15 protein-coding genes are annotated in these 20,273 nt (G+C 61.9%); 6 read left to right on the plus strand and 9 right to left on the minus strand.

What is annotated here, in order from left to right:
• Nucleotides 1-278: 278 nt before the first annotated feature.
• The 3 genes from F8N96_RS30480 to F8N96_RS30490 all read right to left on the minus strand — a co-directional run bounded on the left by F8N96_RS30480 (nt 279) and on the right by F8N96_RS30490 (nt 6,391).
• Nucleotides 279-3,953, minus strand: a complete 3,675-nt coding sequence (locus tag F8N96_RS30480) for a translocation/assembly module TamB domain-containing protein (protein WP_150800950.1) — start codon at nt 3,951-3,953, stop codon at nt 279-281.
• Nucleotides 3,950-5,674 (minus strand): autotransporter assembly complex protein TamA, encoded by a 1,725-nt coding sequence (locus F8N96_RS30485; RefSeq protein WP_150800951.1) that lies wholly within the window; start codon nt 5,672-5,674, stop codon nt 3,950-3,952. The genes F8N96_RS30480 and F8N96_RS30485 overlap by 4 nt, the downstream gene beginning before the upstream one ends.
• Before the next feature lie 66 nt (nt 5,675-5,740).
• Complete coding sequence (locus tag F8N96_RS30490; RefSeq protein ID WP_150800952.1) at nt 5,741-6,391, minus strand: GNAT family N-acetyltransferase; 651 nt, start codon at nt 6,389-6,391, stop codon at nt 5,741-5,743.
• A 353-nt stretch (nt 6,392-6,744) separates the two neighbouring features.
• On the opposite strand from F8N96_RS30490, the gene xthA reads away from it, so the two are divergent.
• Complete coding sequence (xthA, locus tag F8N96_RS30495) at nt 6,745-7,557, plus strand: exodeoxyribonuclease III (RefSeq protein WP_150800953.1); 813 nt, start codon at nt 6,745-6,747, stop codon at nt 7,555-7,557.
• A 128-nt stretch (nt 7,558-7,685) separates the two neighbouring features.
• Nucleotides 7,686-8,126, plus strand: coding sequence for a CBS domain-containing protein (locus tag F8N96_RS30500; protein ID WP_150800954.1), 441 nt, complete (start codon nt 7,686-7,688; stop codon nt 8,124-8,126).
• 131 nt (nt 8,127-8,257) lie between these two features.
• On the opposite strand, the gene F8N96_RS30505 is transcribed toward F8N96_RS30500, so the two are convergent.
• Together F8N96_RS30505 and F8N96_RS30510 are read right to left on the minus strand one after the other, a co-directional pair.
• A complete protein-coding gene (locus F8N96_RS30505) occupies nt 8,258-8,881 on the minus strand; it encodes a glutathione S-transferase (protein ID WP_150800955.1) in 624 nt (207 codons plus the stop codon).
• 533 nt (nt 8,882-9,414) lie between these two features.
• Nucleotides 9,415-10,506 carry a DUF1615 domain-containing protein gene (locus tag F8N96_RS30510; protein WP_150800956.1) on the minus strand — a complete coding sequence of 364 codons (1,092 nt, stop codon included), beginning with the start codon at nt 10,504-10,506 and terminating at the stop codon, nt 9,415-9,417.
• Between the two features lie 403 nt (nt 10,507-10,909).
• Here F8N96_RS30510 and F8N96_RS30520 point away from each other — a divergent pair, with 403 nt between their 5' ends.
• Nucleotides 10,910-13,120: a TonB-dependent receptor gene (locus F8N96_RS30520; protein ID WP_150800958.1), complete on the plus strand. Its 2,211-nt coding sequence runs from the start codon at nt 10,910-10,912 to the stop codon at nt 13,118-13,120.
• 126 nt (nt 13,121-13,246) lie between these two features.
• On the plus strand, nt 13,247-14,782 hold the full coding sequence (locus F8N96_RS30525) for an FAD-dependent oxidoreductase (RefSeq protein ID WP_150800959.1): 1,536 nt from the start codon (nt 13,247-13,249) through the stop codon (nt 14,780-14,782).
• A gap of 162 nt (nt 14,783-14,944) precedes the next feature.
• Here F8N96_RS30525 and hemB read toward each other — a convergent pair whose 3' ends face one another.
• Entirely contained in the window at nt 14,945-15,919 is a 975-nt protein-coding gene (hemB, locus tag F8N96_RS30530) for a porphobilinogen synthase (RefSeq protein ID WP_150800960.1), read from the minus strand.
• 242 nt (nt 15,920-16,161) lie between these two features.
• A complete protein-coding gene (locus tag F8N96_RS30535; RefSeq protein ID WP_150800961.1) occupies nt 16,162-16,872 on the minus strand; it encodes a glutathione binding-like protein in 711 nt (236 codons plus the stop codon).
• Between the two features lie 89 nt (nt 16,873-16,961).
• Between F8N96_RS30535 and F8N96_RS35165 the strand changes: the two genes are divergently transcribed.
• Entirely contained in the window at nt 16,962-17,099 is a 138-nt protein-coding gene (locus F8N96_RS35165) for a hypothetical protein (protein WP_191630694.1), read from the plus strand.
• Nucleotides 17,100-17,222: 123 nt separating this feature from the next.
• Nucleotides 17,223-17,897 carry a histidine phosphatase family protein gene (locus F8N96_RS30540; RefSeq protein ID WP_150800962.1) on the plus strand — a complete coding sequence of 225 codons (675 nt, stop codon included), beginning with the start codon at nt 17,223-17,225 and terminating at the stop codon, nt 17,895-17,897.
• Nucleotides 17,898-18,108: 211 nt separating this feature from the next.
• Here F8N96_RS30540 and mnmH read toward each other — a convergent pair whose 3' ends face one another.
• On the minus strand, nt 18,109-19,212 hold the full coding sequence (gene mnmH / locus F8N96_RS30545; protein ID WP_150800963.1) for a tRNA 2-selenouridine(34) synthase MnmH: 1,104 nt from the start codon (nt 19,210-19,212) through the stop codon (nt 18,109-18,111).
• A complete protein-coding gene (gene selD, locus F8N96_RS30550; RefSeq protein WP_150800964.1) occupies nt 19,212-20,246 on the minus strand; it encodes a selenide, water dikinase SelD in 1,035 nt (344 codons plus the stop codon). The genes mnmH and selD overlap by 1 nt, the downstream gene beginning before the upstream one ends.
• Nucleotides 20,247-20,273: the final 27 nt, after the last annotated feature.

Here is a 20,273-nt window from a genome sequence, read left to right on the forward strand (position 1 = left end):
TCAATGGTGTTTTGCCGGAGGTTTTTTTGGGGTTGATAGATTGCTTTCGCTGGCAAGCCAGCTCCTACAGGGGATCGTGTCGAACGCATGGATCGCGCGATTCACAAGGACCTGTAGTTTTTTCAGGTGGGCTTTGTGGGGGCTGATAAATTGCTTTCGCTGGCAAGCCAGCTCCTACAGGGGATCGTGTCGAACGCATGGATCGCGCAGTACACACGGACCTGTAGGAGCCGGCTTGCCGGCGAAGGGAGCGACTCGGTTCTGGAGGAGACTCGGGCTTAGAAATCCCGCTTGTAGAAGATATCCAGCGAACTGGCCACACCACCCGCGGCCTCGAGGTAGACCTGCTTGCTCAGCTTGTAGCGCAAGGCGATGGTGTTGGCCGGCTCGAACACGCCAACCCCGTAACGCAGGCTGAGTTTTTCGGAGATATTGCCGCTGGCCACCACACTGGTTTCGTTGCCGCTGCCTTCGGTATCGAGCTGGAAGTCCTGAATGCCCAGGCTCTTGGCCAAGCTGCTGGTCGCCCCCGAACTGCCCATCAAGCCCAGCCCGAGGGCGGCCTGGGCGAGCATGTTGTTGTCTTCACCCGTGGTACTGATCGGACGGCCCAGTACCAGATAGGACAACGCCTGTTCCTGGCTCATGGCCGGCTCGGAGAAGATTTGCGTGGTCGGCTGCTCGGCGCTGCCGCTCAGGCGAATCCCGGCGATCACGTCATCGGTCTGGCGAATCGCTTCGATGTCCAGGTAGGGCTGGTCGATCGGCCCGGCAAACAGCAAGCGTGCCCGGCGCACCGTCAGCCGCTGGCCGTAGGCACGGTAACGCCCGTCGTTGAGCCAGAGCTCGCCGCGGGTGTCCATGTTGTCGCCGATGTGCACATGCCCTTGCAGGTTGGCGGTCAGGCCAAACCCGGCAAAGCTGAGCTTTTCTTCGCCCACCACCACATCGATGTCCATCGCCATGGCCATCGGCGGTTTGCCCTCTTCGGTCTGCTGGCCGATGATCACCGTGTCGTCGGAGACCTTGACCGTCGACGGCGGCAACTCGCGCACGATGATTTCCCCCTTGGGCACCCGCACTTTGCCGGCAACCGACAGTTTGTCGTCCTTCATCGAGATCTTCAGGTCCGGCGCCATCTCCAGCTTGGCGTACGGCTCGACGGTCACCGGCAACTGCGAGCCCTTGAGCACCAGGTCCACCACCAGCGCCTGGCCCCAGGCGATGTCGCCATTCAAGCTGCCCTGCCCGGTCTTGCCGCTTTTCCAGCTGCCATCCAATCGCACGGTTTCGCCGGCAATCGCCGCCCGCACCTGCAAGGCTTCAAGGTCCATCGGCAGTTCAGGCCCGGAAATCTCGCCGTCGCTGAGCAGCAGATTGCCGTTGACCTGAGGCGCCAGCAATGCACCGGAGATCGTGCCGCTGCCATTCAAGCGCCCGGTCATTTTCTCGACCATGGGCACAAATGGCCGCGCCACGGACAGGTCCAGACCAGTCAAACGGAACGAGCCGGTCAACGGTTTGTCCTTGGGCAATGGATTGATCTGGGCCTGCACCATCAGTTCGCCGAGCTTGCCACCCACGAAGTTGAGGTCGGTATCGATGCGCTTGGGCGTGAGTTTACTGGTCAGTTTCAGGGTCTGGTACGGGAAGTCCAGCCACTGGTCTTTCTCGCGCACGCGCAGGGTGCCGCCGCTGGCATCGATGCTGACCTGACCGTTCGGGCCGCTGGCGGGCATGTCCAGTTGCAGGTCGGCGTTGAGCCGGCCCTTCCAGGCAAAATCCTTGGGCAACCACTGGGCCAGGCTGTCGATCGGGAATTGCTTGAGGTGATAACGCAGCTTCGGCTCCGGCATCAGGCGCTGGTCTTCACCGCACAGGCTGGCCGGGCCGGACATCCAGCAATGGGCGCCGAAATTGACCTTGCCGTCCGCCAGCCGTTCGAGCTTCGCCGGGCCTTGCAGCTTCCAGTCCTGGCCACCGGCCTGGATATCGCCACTGGCCAGGCGTCCGCGCCAGTTGCCCTTGTCCAGCGCACCGTCAAGGCCCAGTGCCAGTTTCAGCTTCGGCCCTTGCAGATCGAGGGTCAGCTTCTGGTTCTTGATATCGCCCTGGCCACTGGCGGTCAGCGTGCCCAGCGCAGTGTCACCGGCCTGGATGCCGCTGCCCTTGAGATCGATTTTCGCCCGTTGCGCGCTGTCGAGCGTCGCATCCAGGTTCAGGCTCTGCAGGCGATTGTCTTCGAACGCCAGTTGCGTACCTTGCAGCCCGAGTTTGCCTTGCGGTGCCTTGAGCGTGCCGGCGACATCGACCCGGCCGTTGAGCTGACCGCGCAGTTGCGGCCAGAGCTGCGCCAGGCGCGGCAGCTTGATGTCGATCTGGCCGGCGAGTTTCTGTTGCAGGCTGCCCTTGCCGTTGATGCTGTTGTCGCCCAGGCGAACCTGCAGGGCGCTGAGGTTCCATTGCTCGCCGCCGCCGTCGGCCTTGGCCTGGATCACTGCTGGTTGGCCGCGCAGTTTGCCCTTCAAGTCCAGGTCTGCGTTCAGGCTGAGCTTTTCATTCTTCAGCTCGCCTTTGCTGCGCAAGGGGCCGGCCAGGGTGCCCGGCAGCTCCGCGACCCAGTACGCCGGATTGATCGCCGACAGGTCCAGCGCGGTGTCCCAGGCAATGCCATCGGCGAACTGCAGGTTCAGGTGGCCCTGGGCCTTGCCCTGCCCGGCTTCGAGCTGGATTTGTTGCAAGTAGATTTTCGTCAGGTCGCCGGCGAACGGGCTGCTCAGGCTGAATGCCCCGGCCGGGCCATCCAGCGCCGCCTTGAAGTTGCCGAGGTATTTGCCGTCGGTGTAGGAGACTTCACCGTTGAAGCTGCGCAAGGCCACTTCCGGTTCGTCGATCAGCGGGTAGAGGCGGTGCCAGGGGAAATCCAGCCAATCGATTTTCGCCTGGGCGCTCAGGCCTTTGCTCCAGTCCAGGTCCCCGGTGAGCTTGAGGCTCTGCTTGTCGTTGGCGGTCAGGTCCAGACCGGCGATCTGCGCGCCATTGGCGTCGACCTTGCCTTGCAGCAACAACGCGACCGGGCCCTTCTCGGCGGGCAGCGTGGCTTTGCCGTGCAGTTGGTAACCCTGTTTCAGGTCGCCGTCGCCGGTGAGTTCCAGCTGGTTGAGTTGCAGGGTGTCCGGCAGGTCGGCGCTGGGCTTGAAGCCGTCGGCGGTGATGCGCACCTTGGCCGGCAGGTTTTCCACCAGGGGTTGCAATTGGCCCGTCAGTTGTCCGTTCAGGTAGCCGCTGCTGTCGGCTTTCAGGTTCAGGGTTTTCAGCAGGTCGCCATCGACGTTCAAGGCCAGCGCCCAAGGCTCGGTGCCCGGTGACGGTAGTGTCAGTTTGCCTTTAGCTTTGAGTGGCCAATTGCCGCTCGGCTGGAGCAGGCCGGAGAGATTCAGGCTCAGCTCATCCCGTTGCAGTTGCACGGAATCGATCTGCAAACCTTTTTCGGTCCAGTGCGCCGCCAGCTGCAGGCCCTTGAGCGCTTCGCTGCCATTGAACAGCAGACTGCCGACCCGGACATCGCCCAACTCGATCGCCAGTGGCAAGCTCAGGTCCGGGAGCGTGATGGGGCCGCGGCTCTCCTCTTCCTCGCCCGGCGGAAATTGCAGGCTGACCTGGTCGGCCTGCAATTGCTCGATGCACAAGGTCCTGCGCGCCAGGCACCACGGCGACCAGGCGAAAATCGCCTGGCTCAGCTCAACCCGGCTGCTGTCTTGCTGCCACAGCAGGTAGTCGGCGCTCCACTGCCCTCCCAGACGTCCCTGAAAATTCTCCACGGTCAGACCCGGCACAAACCCGAGCGCCCAGCGACTGCCCGTCGCCGTGCCCAGTACCGTGGCCAGGGTCAGGACGACCAGCATCAGCAGAGCCAGGATCGCCAGCAGCGTTACTTTCAAACCACGCTTCACAGCTCGGGCCCCATGGAAAAGTGCAGTCGAAAGCCGCCGTCCTCTACCGCGTGAGCCAGGTCGAGGCGAATCGGCCCTACCGGCGACACCCAGCGCACGCCGAGACCGACGCCGGTCTTGAGGTTCGGCAGTTCAAGTGTGTTAAAGGAGTTGCCTTGGTCAATGAAGGTCGCCACCCGCCATTTTTCGGCGACGGCGTACTGATACTCGACGCTGCCGGCCACCATGTAACGACCGCCGATGCGGTCGCCGTTGGAGTTTTCCGGGGACAGGCTCTGATAATCGTAACCGCGCACGCTCTGATCGCCACCGGCGAAGAACCGCAACGACGGCGGCACCGATTTGTAGCCGTTGGTAGCGCTGCCGCCGACCTGTACCCGACCGAGCAAACGGTGTTTGTCGAAGACCGTGGTCAAGCCCTTCACCAGCGCCGTGCCATAGAGCAGATTGTTGTCTGAACCCAACCCTTCCTTGGCGACCTTGGTTTCGAAAGCCAGGCGATAACCATTGTGCGGGTCGATGCGGTTGTCGCTTTTCAGATAGGAATAACTGACGCCGGGCATGAGCAAGGTGCTGAGCCCCGAGTCGTCGCCGAGTCGGTACTCTTCCCGTTGCCATTTGAGCGACACCACCCGTTGCCAGCCGCTGGGCAACTTGCTGTGCCACTCGGGACCCAGGGTCAACAGCTTGCTCAGGCTGTCCTTGTCGGCGATTTCTTCATACTGATAGCCGCCGGCGAAGCGCAGTTTGTCGGTGAGCGGCGGGTCCAGCGGGACGTCGTAGAACAGCCCGACGTTTTGCCGTGGCGCCGAGACTTCGGTTTCCCAGCCGTAGCTGTGCCCCTGGGGGTTGACCCAATGCCGGGTCCAGTTGGCCTTGACCCGTGGGCCGACGTCGGTGGAGTAGCCCAGGCCCAGGCCCATGGTCCGCGGCTTGCGGGTGTCGAGCTTGACGTCCACCGGGATCACATTGTTCTTGGACGCCGTGGGCGCGGCATCGACCCGCACCCCTTCGAAATAACCGCTCGATTGCAGGGCCTGATTGAGTTCGGCGATCAGTTCGGAGTCATAGGGTGCGCCCGCCTTGAACGGCACCATGCGTTGCAGCAGGTCTTCGTCGAAGGGGGTGTCGCCTTCGAAACTGACTTTGCCCAGGGAGTAGCGTGGACCACTGTTGTAGATCAACTCGATGTCGGCAACGCCGGCTCGCGGGTCTACCGCCAGTTTCTGGCTGGTAAAGCGGCCGCTGAAAAAACCGTAGCGCGAGGCCTGGTTCTGGATCAGGCGCTTGGCGTCTTCGTAATGCCCGTGATTAAGTACCGCGCCGGTTTTCAGCGCAGCGCTCTTGGGCACACGAAAGGCTTTGAGGGATGCGGCCGGACCTTCGACGCGCACGGTAACGTTGCGCAAATGCACCGGCTCGCCGGGATCGATGTTCAGCACCAGGCGGGGCGTCTTGCCGCCCTTCACGTCACTTTCGATCTGTGGCTGGTAATACCCCAGGGCCTGGGCGGCCTTGCGCGCCTGTTCCTCGGCGCCACGACTGAAGCGCAGCAAGGCTTCCTCGTCACGATCGCCGAGACTGCCGATATAGCCCTCTATATTGGCTTTGAGTTCATCGTTGGACGGTTTGATCCGCACATCCAATTCACTTTGCGCCAGCGCCGCGCAGCTGGTGATCAGCATCAGCACGCCGCTGGTAAATCTTCCTGGAAACTTCATAGGCGCGGATGCTATCACGAGCTTGGGAGCGTGATAGAGCCTCGCTATGCAAGAAAGTTCTACCGTTTATGCCGTGGCTGTTTGTAACACCTGGGGATTGGCATGGAAAAACACGTGCTCACGGATCGGTCCTACAGCCACCTCGCCGATTTCCTCATAGCCCTGCCGCTTATAGAACTCCAGATAGCGAGGATTCCCGGTATCGAGGACCACGCCCTGGGAGTGTTCATCCACCGCGCACCAGTTATGCACCGCTTGCAGCAACTGTTCGCCGAAGTGCTTGCCCTGAAATTGCGGATGAATCCCCAGCAACGGCAGCAGGTGCACCGAGTCGGACGGCACGCACGCCATCACAGCATCGTGATACTCGAGGTAGCGGCGGGTGCAGCGAAAACCGGTGCTGAGCACCATGCGCAGGCGCCAGGCCCAGCTTTCGGTGATGCCCAGGCGCCGCTGCGGCGGCGCGATCAGGGCGATACCGATCAACCGGTCGTTGACCAGCAGGCCAATGGCCGGCAAGTCCTGCAGAAAATGTTGCTTGACCAGTTCGCGCACCGTGGCGCGGACCCGTTGTTCATACCCGGGACGTTCGGCTTCGAACAGATAACCGAAGGTCGGCTCGTGCCGATAAGCCTGGTACAACAAGGATCGGGCTTCGCGGGAATAGCCGCTGTCGAGCATGTGGATATCGGCGATGGCGATCGAGGTTTCGGGCATAACGGTTGATCTCTCCGGGGCGCAGCTCAAAAGGCTGCGTTCTTATGGGTACGAACCTGGCAGCGCAGGCACAGTTCCGTGCTGATCCGAAATCAGTGCAAGTGCATAGGCCGCCTTCGCGAACAAGCCCGCTCCCACAAGGTATAGACCAGACTGAAGAAATCATTTGGCCCACACACATTCCAGTGTGGGAGACATTATAGGGTCCATTCACACATCCACTGTGTGCGGGCTTGCCCGCGAAGAGGCCGGTACTGGCAACACAAGCCTTCCTGCCAGACCAATCATTTCACCCGGACTGGCCCCATCTCTCCATGTCAGCTAGCATCGCCCTTTTGCCAGGACTGCCGACCATGAAGATCGTCTCCTTCAACATCAACGGGCTGCGCGCTCGCCCGCATCAGCTGGCGGCGCTGATCGAGAAGCATCAACCTGACGTGATCGGGCTGCAGGAAACCAAGGTCCACGACGAACAATTCCCCCTGGCCGACGTTCAGGCCCTGGGCTATCACGTGTATTTCCACGGGCAAAAGGGCCACTACGGTGTCGCCCTGCTCTCGCGCAAAGAACCCCTGGCGCTGCACAAGGGTTTCGCCACCGATGACGAAGACGCTCAGCGCCGCTTCATCTGGGGCACGTTCGCCGACGCCAATGGCGTGCCGGTGACCATCATGAACGGCTACTTCCCCCAGGGCGAAAGCCGCGACCACCCCACCAAGTTTCCGGCCAAGGAGCGTTTCTACGGCGACTTGCAGCAGTTGCTGGAAAGTCAGTTCAGCAACGATCAGCCGCTGGTGGTGATGGGCGACGTGAACATTTCCCCGGAAGACTGCGACATCGGCATCGGCCCGGACAACATGAAACGCTGGCTGAAAACCGGCAAATGCAGCTTCCTGCCCGAAGAGCGCGAGTGGATGGCGCGCTTGAAGAACTGGGGCCTGGTGGACAGCTTCCGTCACCTGAACCCGGAGGTGGCCGACCGTTTCAGCTGGTTCGACTACCGTAGCCGTGGCTTTGAGGATGAGCCCAAGCGCGGGCTGCGCATCGACTTGATCATGGCGTCCCATGGCTTGTTGCCGCGGGTGAAGGATGCGGGCGTGGATTATGAACTGCGCGGGATGGAAAAACCCTCGGACCATGCGCCGATCTGGCTGGAGTTGAGCTAAAAGCAAACGATCGCCCAAGAAAAACCGCCGAATGGCGTTTTTTGAGCGTTATCCGCCGCTTTCTGCCTTGCTCTGCGCGCCCGGGTCTACGATTCTTCAAGGACAACGACAACACCTGAGAAACCGCCATGAAAACCGTCGCCCAACTGCTAAAGTTAAAGGCCCAGCAAAATCATGAAGTCCATACCATTGCGCCTCATCAAATGGTGCTGGAAGCCCTGATGGTCATGGCCGCGAAAAACGTCGGCGCATTGCCGGTCGTGAAAAACGGCGAGGTCGTCGGCATCATCAGCGAGCGTGACTATGCGCGCAAACTGGTGCTCAAGGGCCGTTCGTCCGTCGGTACGCCGGTCGAGGACATCATGGTGTCGCCGGTCATCACCGTGGACACCCATCAAACCGTGGAAACCTGCATGGGCATCATGTCCGACAAACGCCTGCGGCACTTGCCGGTGGTGGAAGGCGGCGCGCTGATCGGCTTGTTGTCGATCGGCGACCTGGTCAAGGAAGCCATCGCCGAACAGGCCGAGCTGATTCGGCAGTTGGAGCAGTACATTCGCGGGGAATAACCCGCTGACACCGCATAACCCTTGTAGGAGCGAGGCTTGCCCGCGAAGGCGGACGGACATTCAACATCGATGTCGACTGACCTGGCCTCTTCGCGGGCAAGCCTCGCTCCTACAGGGAATGGTGGTGTTTTTCAGGCTGGCCAATGCCGGGCGAACACCGGCGCCAGCGTCGGGTGCCGGTCGATGCGTTCCAGCCACGTGAAAAACCCTGGCCGGGTATTGCGCAAATGCTCGCGGCTGCCCGCCCACCGACTGACCACCGCCGCCAGCACATCCAGGGCTCTGGGGCTTTCATCACCCAGGTACAACTCGCCCGAGAACTGATCGGCAAACACTTCCCAGCACCAATGCAGGCGCTTGCGCGCGCCGGCCATGAGGTTGTGCCTGGACGCTTCGTCCGCCTGGGCCAACCAGCGTTCGGGGTAATCGATGATGCCAATGGCCGCGTAGCAATTGCTGACGATAAACGCCAGGCCACGGATGGCCTGATCGCGCTCGGCGGCGTTTTCCGGCAGCAGCTTCGAATCGGGAAAGGTGAGCCCCAGGTGAATCAGGATCGCGGCACTCTCGGTGAGAATGCTGCCGTCGGGCAGTTGCAAGGTCGGAATCTGCTTGAGCGGGTTGAGTTTCTCCAGCGCCATGGCGTCCTGCGGGGACGACTCGACATCGATGAAGCGGTAAGGGATCTCGCAGAGCTCGAGTGCCGCTTCGATCGCGGCTGCGCCGGAGTTCTGGTGTCCGTAGAGCTGGTACATGATGCGGCCCCCCCTGGCGAGACAAGAAGATAGTCAGTAGAGGCGCGCTCACCCGCCCTCGTTCCACTTCATCGAGCGAACAATGCCCGCTCTCAGTGTAGAAGTGCCCCGGGATACCGGCAATAATCCGGGGCTCAGGCGGTGCCCGGCAAACTCCTGTGGACGACAACGACTTGGCGGATATACCCCGCCCCCGTGTAGGAGCTGGCTTGCCAGCGAAGGCGGCCTCAGACCTTGCAGTGCCCTTGAAGACGCCTTCGCCAGCAAGCCGGCTCCTACACAGGGGGTTGGCGTTGACCACAATTCATCTGTACGTCGGTGATCGTGTAGGAGCTGGCTTGCCAGCGAAGGCGGCCTCAAGCCCTCCAACGCCCATGCAGACGCCTTCGCCAGCAAGCCGGCTCCTACACAGGGGGTTGGCGTTGACCACAATTCATCTGTACGCCGGTGATCGTGTAGGAGCTGGCTTGCCAGCGAAGGCGGCCTCAAGCCCTCCAACGCCCATGCAGACGCCGTCGCCAGCAAGCCGGCTCCTACCTGGCCCGCGCCATACAGCGCTGATAACGCTCGTCGACCCGTTTGGCGAACCACGCCGTGGTGAGTTTGCGGGTGATTTTCGGGCTTTGCAGGACGATCCCCGGCAACACCGCGCGCGGCAATGAACGGCCCTCGGCCTGTTCGGCCAGCTCGAAAACCCGCTGATAGAGTTCGGTATTCTCGAATTCGAGGCTTTTGCCCTCCTCCAGTTGACTGCGGATGGTCGGATTGCGCATGCCCAGTTGCTTGCCGAGGGTGCGCACCGCCAATTCCGTGGTGCCGGGCATGATCGAATCGTAGCGCACCAGATCGCCATCCAGCGCCAGCGGAATGCCCGTCGCACGACTCACCGCGTTCTGGAACGCGGCATTGCGGCTGGCGTACCACCCGGCATTGAAATCGGCGAAGCGGTACAGCGGCTGCTTGTAGCTCACCGGATAACCGAGCAAGTGGGCGATGCCGAAATACATGCCACCGCGACGGCTGAACACTTCCCGACGAATCGAGCCGTCCACCGGGTACGGATAATCCCGCGCCTGTTCCTCGGCGAAATCGATGCTGACCTGCATCGGCCCGCCGGTGTGTACCGGATTGAAACCGCCGAACAGGGTGCGGCCCATGGGCACCATGCCGATGAAATCATCGAAGATCGCGCTGAGCTCTTTTTCGCTGCGCGCGGCATTCAGGCGGTCGCTGTAGCTCTTGCCGTTGCTGGAACTCACCTGCAGCGCACCGCTCACCAGCAAACCCGGGATGTGGGCCTTGGCGGCCCGGCGATCGATTTCCTCGCGGGCGATCCTGCCCAGGCCCGGTACCCGGGGGTCCGCCTGAAAGGTCGATTCCTGCTCGGTGACCGCCAGTACCGAACACAGGTTCTGCGTGGAGGGGTAGATGTCCTGCGCGGCAAACGCTGCATGGATGTCGGTGGCCCACCCCTGGCGGTCGACGGTCTTGGCCGGCAGCAGGCGCACGATCTCGGCCCTGACCTCGGCGGGCTTGCGCGCCGGCGGCTCCTGGATGCGTTGAGTGCCGCAACCGGCCAGGACCAGCAACGCGGCGATACTCATGATCAATCGATTGGCTTGCATGGTGCTCCATCAAATCCGTTGAGCCGGGTTAACCATACGATCAATGGCATGGCGCAGGCTATGACTGTGCCGAGAAGGCACTGTTCCCTCTACAGATTCATACCATGGGGCGAGGGTATGGCCCTGTAGGAGCAAGCTTGCTCGCGATGGAGGTCAACGATAACGCTGGAAACCTGACACCCCGCAGCGCTCTCAGGTTCTTCGCTGGCAAGCCAGCGCCTACAGGTAAGCGGCGCCCCCGCTATTGGTTCTGCTCCTCAACTATTACCTTCATATCGTCATACAAATTCATTGCGCAACGCTACTGCGAACCACTACCATTCGCGCCTGGAGTCGTATTTGCGCAAGGAGTTCCCGCGCCGTCACTTTCTTTTCAGCAGCGGCGCGCCGCCAGGTACGAACCATGACTACTCCAGCCCGCATTGGCGCGCCTTTTCGCCCGACGCTTCTTGCCTTGCTGTGCTCCTTGTCCGTCACTGCCTACGCAGCAACTCCCGCGTCCACCGACAGCAACGGCAAGGCGCTGGTGCTGGACGACGTCAACATCAACGCCCAGGCCCCTTCTCCGTCTGACTTGCCCCCGGCATTTGCCGGCGGTCAGGTGGCGCGCGGCGGGCAGCTGGGGGTGTTGGGCAACCAGGACATCATGGACGTGCCGTTCAGCGTCGCCTCCTACACCGAACAGCTGATCCAGGATCAGCAGGCCGAAGACGTCGCCGATGTCCTGCTCAACGATTCGTCGGTGCGTCAGGCCAGTGGATTTTCCAACCAGGCGCAGATTTTCATGATCCGCGGCTTGCCGCTGTTCGGCGACGATATTTCCTACAACGGCCTGTATGGCGTGCTGCCGCGGCAGATCATGTCCACCGACGCCCTGGAACGGGTGGAAGTGTTCAAAGGTCCGAACGCCTTCATCAACGGCGTGTCCCCGACCGGCTCGGGCATCGGCGGTGGCGTCAACCTGCAACCCAAACGCGCCGGCGACCTGCCTACGCGCCGCTTCACCACCGATATCAACGATGAAGGCCGCATTGGCGAGCACCTGGACATCGGCCAGCGTTTCGGCGAAGACAACCGTTTCGGCGCCCGCGTCAACCTGGCGCAGCGGGAAGGCGATACCGGTATCGATCACGAAAACCAGCGCTCCAAGCTGTTCGCCCTGGGCCTCGACTATCGCGGTGACGCCTTGCGCATTTCCGGCGACTTCGCCTATCAGAAACAACGGGTCAACGGTGGCCGCAATACCGTGAACCTTGGCACCGCCACGCATATCCCGGATGCGCCGTCGGCTGACACCAACTACGCCCCGAGCTGGGGCTTCACCGAAATCGAAGACACCTTCGGCATGCTGCGCGCCGAATACGACCTGAACGACAACTGGACCGCCTACGCGGCCGGCGGCGCCAAGCACACCCGTGAAGTCGGGCGCTACAACTCCACCACCCTGGTCGGCAACGACGGCAGTTCCACCACCACCGGCTCGTTCATCCCCCATGACGAGGACAACAAAAGCGCCATGGCCGGCCTCAACGGCCGGTTCGCCACCGGCCCGGTCAGCCACAGGCTCAACTTCGGCCTGGCCGGAATCTGGACGGAACAGCGCAGTGCCTTCGATTTCGACCTGACGCGGTACGCCAACAACATCTACCACCCGGTCGAGGTTCCGGCGCCGGGGCCCGGTTTTGCCAATGGCGACCTGAACGATCCGGGCATTGTCGGCAAGACCTTCATGCGCAGCGGCGCAGTCTCCGACACCCTGGGCTTCTTCGACGATCGCCTGTTGGTGACCGTCGGCCTGCGTCGCCAGCAACTGGTAACCCAGGGCTTCGCCTACGGTACCGGCACCCGTACCTCCAAATACGACGAGTCGATCACCACCCCGGTCTACGGCATCGTGTTCAAGCCGTGGGAGCATGTGTCGTTCTATGCCAACCGCATCGAAGGCCTGGCCGAAGGCCCGACCTCGCCGACGTCGGCCGCCGGACGCGTCGTCATCAACGGCAACCAGGCCTTTGCACCCGCGCGCTCCAAACAGCTCGAAGCCGGGGTCAAGGTCGACATGGGCACCTATGGTGCGAGCCTGGGTGTGTTCCGTATCGAGAAACCGAGCGACGGCTATACCGAAATCGTCGACGCCACCACGGCGCGTTTCGTGCGTGAAGGCGAGCAGGTCAACAAAGGCGTCGAACTCAACGTCTTCGGCGAACCGGTCAGCGGCCTGCGCCTGATCAGCGGCCTGACCTTGATGGACAGCGAACTGAAGAAAACCCAGGGCGGCCTCAACGACGGCAACCACGCCATCGGCGTGCCAACCTTCCAGTTCAATGCCTCGGCCGATTGGGATGTGCCTGGCCTGCAAGGCGTCGCGCTGAATGCACGGATGTTGCGCACCGGCGGCCAATACGCCGACGCGGCCAACAACCTCAGCCTGCCGACCTGGAACCGCTTCGATGCCGGCGCCCGGTATGCCTTCAAGGTTCAGGAAAAAGACGTGACCTTGCGCTTCGGTGTCGAGAACCTGGCCAACAAGAAATACTGGGAATCGGCCCAGGGCGGTTACCTGACCCAAGGCGAACCACGAGTCGCGAAGCTCTCGGGCACCATCGACTTCTGATCGACCCCGCACCACAAAAAGGCTCCGCCGATTGATGGCTGCGGGGCCTTTTCCATTGGGCAGCCAGCCTGACCCCCTGCCCGGACTGGACCATACTTGATCCACGACATCGAGGAGGACCGGCCCATGAACCGTAGCGACGTACTGATCATCGGTGCCGGCCCGACCGGACTGGTACTGGCGCTGTGGCTGAGCAAACTGGGAATCCGCGTGCGGATCGTCGACAAGTCGTCGAGCCCCGGCACCACCTCGCGCGCGCTGGCGGTGCAGGCGCGGACGCTGGAGTTGTATCGCCAGCTCGACCTGAGCCAGGCCGTGGTGCAGAACGGTCATCGCGTCGGGGCGGCGAACTTCTGGGTCAAGGGCGAACCGGTGACGCGCTTACCCCTGAGCAGCATCGGCGAGGGTCTGACCCCCTACGCATTCCTCGAAATATACCCGCAGGACGAACACGAGCGGCTGCTGATAGAACGCCTGGAAGCCTTCGGCATCAGGGTCGAGCGAACTACCGAGCTGGAGGGTTTCGAGGAAACCGGCGACGGCATCACCGCCCGCCTGCGCTTGCCCGATGGCCAGCTGGAAATCTGCCAGACCTGTTATCTGGCCGGATGCGACGGTGCCCGGTCAATCGTGCGCAAGACCCTGGACACCGGATTTCCCGGCGGCACCTATCAGCAGATTTTCTACGTCGCCGACGTGCAAGGCAGTGGACCGGCGTTCAACGGCGAATTGCACGTGGATCTCGATGAGGCGGATTTTCTCGCGGTGTTTCCGTTGGCCGGCGAAGGTCGTGCCCGGCTGATCGGTACGGTGCGCGATGAACGCGCCGAGCGCGCCGAAACCCTGCGCTTCGAAGACGTCAGCAGCCGGGCTATCGAACACATGAAGGTACAGATCGAGCAGCTGAACTGGTTCTCGACCTATCGTGTGCACCATCGGGTGGCGGATCACTTCCGCACCGGGCGCGCGTTTCTGCTGGGTGATGCGGCCCACGTCCACAGCCCCGCGGGCGGCCAGGGCATGAATACCGGGATCGGCGATGCCATCAATCTGGCCTGGAAACTCGCCGCGGTACTGAGTGGTGGTGCCCAGGCCGGACTGCTCGACACCTATGAACCGGAGCGCATCGCATTTGCCCGCAAACTGGTGGCCACCACCGACCGGGTGTTCAGTTTCGTCACCGCCGAAGGACGCCTGGCCGACTTGCTGCGCACACGGGTGGCGCCGTTTCTGCTGCCCAAGGTGGCGTCACTGGAAACGAGCCGCGAGTTCCTGTTTCGCACGGTGTCGCAAATCACCCTTGATTATCGCGGGATGCCGTTGAGCAAGGGCGTTGCCGGGCATGTTCACGGCGGCGACCGGTTACCCTGGGCCCACGACGGTGAGGGGGACAATTTCGAATCGCTGAAGTGTTTGAGCTGGCAGGTGCATGTGTATGGCGACACCAGCGATGAAATGATTGCCTGGTGCAACGAACATCATTTGCCGTTGCACGTGTTTGGCTGGCGTCCGGCGTTCGAAGCGGCGGGCCTTGGGCGCAGCGGGTTTTATCTGCTGCGGCCGGATACCTATGTGGCGGTGGCCGAGACGTGCTCTGATCCGAAGGTGATCGAGCGGTATTTCCGGGATCACGGGATCAGGCCGTTTTTTGGATCGCCCTGATTCACCATTGAACCCTGTAGGAGCCGGCTTGCCGGCGAAGGAGGAGTGTCAGTCAAAGCATGTATTGACTGATCCACCGCTTTCGCCGGCAAGCCGGCTCCTACAGGGGTTGTGGTGATTGTCGGATTCCGTCAGCGCCAGGTCCATCGCGACAGGTGATTGTCAGATCCCGGCCAGCGCCAGGTCCATCGCGAAGTAGGTGAAGATCAAATCCGCCCCCGCCCGCTTGATCGCCCCCAGGCTTTCACGCACCACCCGATCCTCATCGATCGCCCCGGCCTGTGCGCCGAACTTGATCATCGCGTACTCGCCGCTCACCTGGTACGCCGACAGCGGCAGGCGCGACGCTTCGCGGATGTCGCGGATGATGTCCAGGTACGCGCCGGCCGGCTTGACCATCAGCGCGTCGGCGCCCTCCTGCTCGTCCATCAGCGATTCGCGCACGGCTTCGCGGCGGTTCATCGGGTTCATCTGATAGCTTTTGCGATCGCCCTTGAGCGCACTGCCACCCGCCTCGCGGAACGGTCCATAGAGCGCCGAAGCGAATTTGGTGGAATAGGCCATGATCGCGACCTGGCTGAAACCCGCCTCATCCAGCGCCCGGCGAATGGCCCGGACCTGCCCGTCCATGGCGGCCGACGGGGCAATCACATCGGCTCCGGCCCGGGCGGCGGCCACCGCTTGCTTGCCCAGATTGACCAGGGTCTGGTCGTTGTCGACTTCGTGGTTGTGCAGCACGCCGCAATGACCATGGTCGGTGTACTCGCAAAAGCAGGTGTCGGACATCAGGATCATTTCCGGAACCGCATCCTTGGCAATGCGCGCCATGCGCGATACCAGGCCATTGTCGCTCCAGGTGTCGCTGCCGCTGCTGTCCAGATGATGGGACACGCCGAAGGTCATCACCGACTTGATCCCGGCCCGGGCGTAACGCTCGATCTCGTCGGCCAGTCTGGATTCCGGAATGCGCATCACCCCGGGCATGCTCTTGATCGGCACGAAGTCATCGATTTCTTCCTCGACGAAAATCGGCAACACCAGGTCATTCAAACTGAATTCTGTTTCCTGGAACAGGCTGCGCAGGCTCGCATTGCGGCGCAGGCGGCGTGGACGTGCTTCGGGGAACTGACTGGACATGGGGGTTCCTGAAAAATCGGCGGGTGGGACGAAAGTCGTAGGGGGGCGAAAGCTTATGCCCTGCAAGGTGCAGGGCACAAATGTCGAACGCTCAAGACTGCGTTACCGCAACGGCAACAATCATCGGCATCAACACAAAACCCTGTAGGAGCCGGCTTGCCGGCGAAAGCGCAGTGTCAGTCGACACATGTATCGGCTGACTCACTGCCTTCGCCGGCAAGCCGGCTCCTGCAGGTCCTCGGTCAACCTGAGACTGGTTTGGGGATTTCCAGCCCGCGCATCACCGCCGGCCGCGCCAGGAAGCGCTCCAGCACCCGTGTGACGTTGGCGAAGTCCTTGATGCCCACCAGATCCCCGGCCTCATAGAAGCCGATCAGGTTGCGCACCCAGGGGAACGTCGCAATGTCGGCAATGGTGTAGCGCTCGCCCATGATCCAGTCGCGCCCTTCCAGACGTTCGTCGAGCACCTTGAGCAAGCGTTTGCTTTCTTCGATGTAGCGGTCCCGCGGCCGCTTGTCCTCATACTCCTTGCCGGCGAATTTGTGGAAAAAGCCGACCTGGCCGAACATCGGTCCGATACCACCCATCTGAAACATCAGCCACTGGAGGGTCTCGTAACGAGCGGCCGACTCCTGGGCCAGCAATTGCCCGCTCTTGTCGGCCAGGTAGATCAAAATCGCCCCGGACTCGAACAGCGGCAGCGGTCGGTCGTCCGGCCCATGGGGATCGAGGATGGCGGGAATCTTGTTGTTGGGGTTCAGGGACAGAAATTCGGCGGACATCTGATCGTTGGTATCGAAGCCCACCCGATGCGGCTCGTAGGGCAGCCCGATCTCTTCGAGCATGATCGAGACCTTGACGCCGTTGGGGGTCGGCAAGGAGTAAAGCTGGATCCAGTCGGGGTATCGGGCCGGCCATTTGCGGGTGATCGGGAACGCGGACAGATCGGTCATCGGGGAGAATCCACGGCAAAATTGGGACCGTTGATCATAATGCAGGCGTTGGCGAAGGTTGCGAACTTTTGGCGTTATCGATATTGCTGATGAGCAAGATCGAAAGATCGGCCGCATTCGTCACCGCCATCGGATGTACCCTGTCCATAAATCCGCAACATCCTGTTGATATCCTTTGCTCCAATCCGTTCGAAGTTGTCGTTAAAGTGCTGCACTCGCCCGGATGAACCAAATGGGCTCAGGGGACTCCAATGCGCCGCCCCCATGACATGGAAAACACTCGCAGCCGGGAGCTCGCGGTGTAGAGGTTTGTCAGCCTTAACCGAATGCGCCGAAGATCACCTATACACATGACGAACCTTTTGAAATTCGCCAAACGCTTCAAACATCGCGCGTACATATTCCTGCCCTCCTTGCTGGCAGTGAGTGCGCTGTTCCTGTCGCTGGAGTCCAGTGAGAGCCGCGCCCAACCGGCGGATGGCACCCAGACCCTGGTATTCTTGCGCCACGCGGAAAAACCCGCCGGCGGCCTCGGCCAGCTCAATTGCCAGGGCTTGAACCGCGCCATCGATCTGGCCACCTTGCTGCCGGAAAAATTCGGCAAGGCCAATTACGTGTTTGCCGCCAACCCGACGCGCAATGTCGAGGAAGGCGAGCTGGACAACTCCTACAGCTATATCCGCCCCTTGATGACCATCAGCCCCAGCGCCATCAAGCTCGGTTTGCCGGTGAACATCAATTTCTCGGCCAACGACACCAGCGACCTCGCCGATGAACTGCTGCACGACAAGTACCACAACTCGGTCATCTACACCGCCTGGTCCCACGGCTACCTGCCGGAGCTGATCAACAAGGTCGCTGGCGAAGCGGTCGGCAAGAAACAGAACATCACCGATGACTGGGAGTCCAGCGATTACGACTCGCTGTACGTGCTCACGCTGACCTGGCACAACGGCAAGGCCAGCCTGGAGAGCCACAGCTACAAGCAAGGGCTGGATAATGGTCGGGAGACCTGTCCGACCTGAGTTGGCGAATGCAAACCATGATGCTCGTGGAAGAGTGGTGTAATCAGCTGGCTGGCCAGGCCGGCATAGCTCAAGGCCTACAGCATCGGCAAGGGCCCCTTCGCGAGCAGGCTCGCTCCCACATTTGATCATCAGTGAACACAGATTTTGTGTACTACCAGGATCCAGTGTGGGAGCTAGCCTGCTCGCGAAGGGGCCGGCAAAAACACCATCAACCTCGCAGGCTCACACGCTCGCGCAAATACTCAAGCACAGCCCCCCGCTCCCCTGCAAACTCGATCCGCGCGCCCTTCTTCTCCCGCTGAAACGCATACATCGGGTCGTAATACTCGCTCAACAACCCTTCGATCCAGCCCCGGTGCAGATCCACCGCCCCACTGCGCGCCTGCTCCGCCAGGGCATCTTCCATCAAGATCAGCATCCGCCGGTGGCGCTCGCCGCCCAGGCGCTTCTGCACATTATTCAGGCTCGCCAGCAACCGCTCGGAAAACAGCCCGAAACCTTCATCGCCATGCACTTCAATGAACTCGGCACACAAGTCCACCACGTAATCGCGCAGAATCCGCTCCACCCGCCCCTCAAGGCTGTCTTCCAACCACACCATCGGAAACTGTTGCATGCCCTGATACAGCGCTAATGGCAAGGCGCAACTACCGATCGCCCGGCTCTCGTCTTCCAGCACGAACTGCTCGATGCCCCGGGCGCGCTTTTTCAGCACGTCCACGGCCAGGCGGTTTTCAAAGTCGATGTTGGAGGGTTGACCGGTGGCGCGCTTGCCGAAGCTGGAGCCGCGATGGTTGGCGTGACCTTCAAGGTCCAGCCCGTTGCTCAATTGCGTGAGCACCTCGGTCTTGCCGGTACCGGTCATGCCGCCCAGCAGGACGAAATCGCACTGGGCAATGGCTTGATCGACCGTGTCCAGCAAGAACGTGCGCATCGCCTTGTAGCCGCCACCGACCCGCGGATAGTCGATCCCTGCCTCGTCCTTGAGCCATTGCTGGACAATCTGCGAACGCAAGCCGCCACGAAAACAGTACAGATACCCATCGGGATGCGCCCGGGCAAAATCGGCCCAGGCCTGAATGCGTTCGGCCTTGATGTCGCCAGAGACCAATTGATGCCCCAGCGTAATGGCGGCTTGCTGACCGTGCTGCTTGTAGCAGGTCCCGATCCGCTGCCGCTCGTGGTCGTTCATCAGCGGCAGGTTGACCACGCCGGGGAATGAACCCTTGAGGAATTCGACCGGCGCCCGGGCATCCATCATCGGCCGGTCGTTGAGAAAGATGTCGCGGTAATCGGTGCAGTCGCGTGACATCAAAACACCTCGACCGCGTTTGTCTGTCGCTCGATCAATTCGCCGATCGGCTCAAGGTTCAGGCCCAGCCCCGCGGCCACTTCGAGAAATTGTGCGTTGCCCTCGGGGGTGACCGCAATCAGCAGGCCGCCGCTGGTCTGCGGGTCGCAGAGCACGCGTTTGTGCAGTTCCTGCAGGCGTCCGAGCTTGCTGGCGTAGCTGTCGAAGTTGCGCAAGGTGCCACCGGGCACGCAGCCCTGTTCCAGGTAGTACTCGACACCCGGCAGGCGCGGCACACGCGCGTATTCGATGCGCGCGGTCAGCTGACTGCCATCGGCCATTTCCACCAGATGCCCCAACAGGCCAAAACCGGTGACGTCGGTCATCGCGGTCACGCCTTCGAGCTTGCCGAAGCGGCTGCCGGGTTTGTTCAGGGTGCACATCCAGTCACGCGCCAGGCCGATGTCTTCGTGGCGCAACTTGCCCTTTTTCTCCGCGGTGGTGAGGATACCGATGCCCAGGGGCTTGGTCAGGTAGAGCAGGCACCCGGCGGTGGCGGTGTCGTTGCGCTTCATGTGGCGCTTTTGCACCAGCCCGGTCACGGCCAGGCCGAAGATAGGCTCCGGCGCGTCGATGGAGTGCCCGCCGGCCAACGGGATCCCCGCCTCATCGCACACCGCACGTCCGCCGCGAATCACTTCCCGGGCAATCTCCGGGGCCAGTACATTGACCGGCCAGCCGAGGATGGCGATGGCCATCAGCGGATCGCCGCCCATGGCGTAGATATCGCTGATGGCATTGGTCGCGGCAATGCGGCCGAAATCGAACGGGTCGTCGACGATCGGCATGAAAAAGTCGGTGGTCGACACCACGCCCCGCTCTTCGTCGATGGCATACACCGCCGCGTCGTCGCGTGAGGCGTTGCCGACCCATAGATTCGGATCAAGATTCTGTGCCCCGCTGCCGGCCAGGATCACCTCCAGCACCTGGGGAGAAATCTTGCAGCCACAGCCTGCGCCGTGGCTGTATTGGGTCAGTCGGATCGGCTCGTTCATCGGGAAACACCTTGTAAAGATATCCCG

Origin of the sequence: Pseudomonas fluorescens, from assembly GCF_902497855.1 — a bacterium.
GTDB classification, from domain to species: domain Bacteria; phylum Pseudomonadota; class Gammaproteobacteria; order Pseudomonadales; family Pseudomonadaceae; genus Aquipseudomonas; species Aquipseudomonas fluorescens_BI.

What these genes read in the sequence shown, in the direction of transcription:
- F8N96_RS30485 (WP_150800951.1), bottom strand. Translation starts at nt 5,674, where the DNA reads ATGAAGTTTCCAGGAAGATTTACCAGCGGCGTGCTGATGCTGATCACC.
- F8N96_RS30490 (WP_150800952.1), bottom strand. Translation starts at nt 6,391, where the DNA reads ATGCCCGAAACCTCGATCGCCATCGCCGATATCCACATGCTCGACAGC.
- xthA (WP_150800953.1), top strand. Translation starts at nt 6,745, where the DNA reads ATGAAGATCGTCTCCTTCAACATCAACGGGCTGCGCGCTCGCCCGCAT.
- F8N96_RS30500 (WP_150800954.1), top strand. Translation starts at nt 7,686, where the DNA reads ATGAAAACCGTCGCCCAACTGCTAAAGTTAAAGGCCCAGCAAAATCAT.
- F8N96_RS30505 (WP_150800955.1), bottom strand. Translation starts at nt 8,881, where the DNA reads ATGTACCAGCTCTACGGACACCAGAACTCCGGCGCAGCCGCGATCGAA.
- F8N96_RS30510 (WP_150800956.1), bottom strand. Translation starts at nt 10,506, where the DNA reads ATGCAAGCCAATCGATTGATCATGAGTATCGCCGCGTTGCTGGTCCTG.
- F8N96_RS30520 (WP_150800958.1), top strand. Translation starts at nt 10,910, where the DNA reads ATGACTACTCCAGCCCGCATTGGCGCGCCTTTTCGCCCGACGCTTCTT.
- F8N96_RS30525 (WP_150800959.1), top strand. Translation starts at nt 13,247, where the DNA reads ATGAACCGTAGCGACGTACTGATCATCGGTGCCGGCCCGACCGGACTG.
- hemB (WP_150800960.1), bottom strand. Translation starts at nt 15,919, where the DNA reads ATGTCCAGTCAGTTCCCCGAAGCACGTCCACGCCGCCTGCGCCGCAAT.
- F8N96_RS30535 (WP_150800961.1), bottom strand. Translation starts at nt 16,872, where the DNA reads ATGACCGATCTGTCCGCGTTCCCGATCACCCGCAAATGGCCGGCCCGA.
- F8N96_RS35165 (WP_191630694.1), top strand. Translation starts at nt 16,962, where the DNA reads ATGAGCAAGATCGAAAGATCGGCCGCATTCGTCACCGCCATCGGATGT.
- F8N96_RS30540 (WP_150800962.1), top strand. Translation starts at nt 17,223, where the DNA reads ATGACGAACCTTTTGAAATTCGCCAAACGCTTCAAACATCGCGCGTAC.
- mnmH (WP_150800963.1), bottom strand. Translation starts at nt 19,212, where the DNA reads ATGTCACGCGACTGCACCGATTACCGCGACATCTTTCTCAACGACCGG.
- selD (WP_150800964.1), bottom strand. Translation starts at nt 20,246, where the DNA reads ATGAACGAGCCGATCCGACTGACCCAATACAGCCACGGCGCAGGCTGT.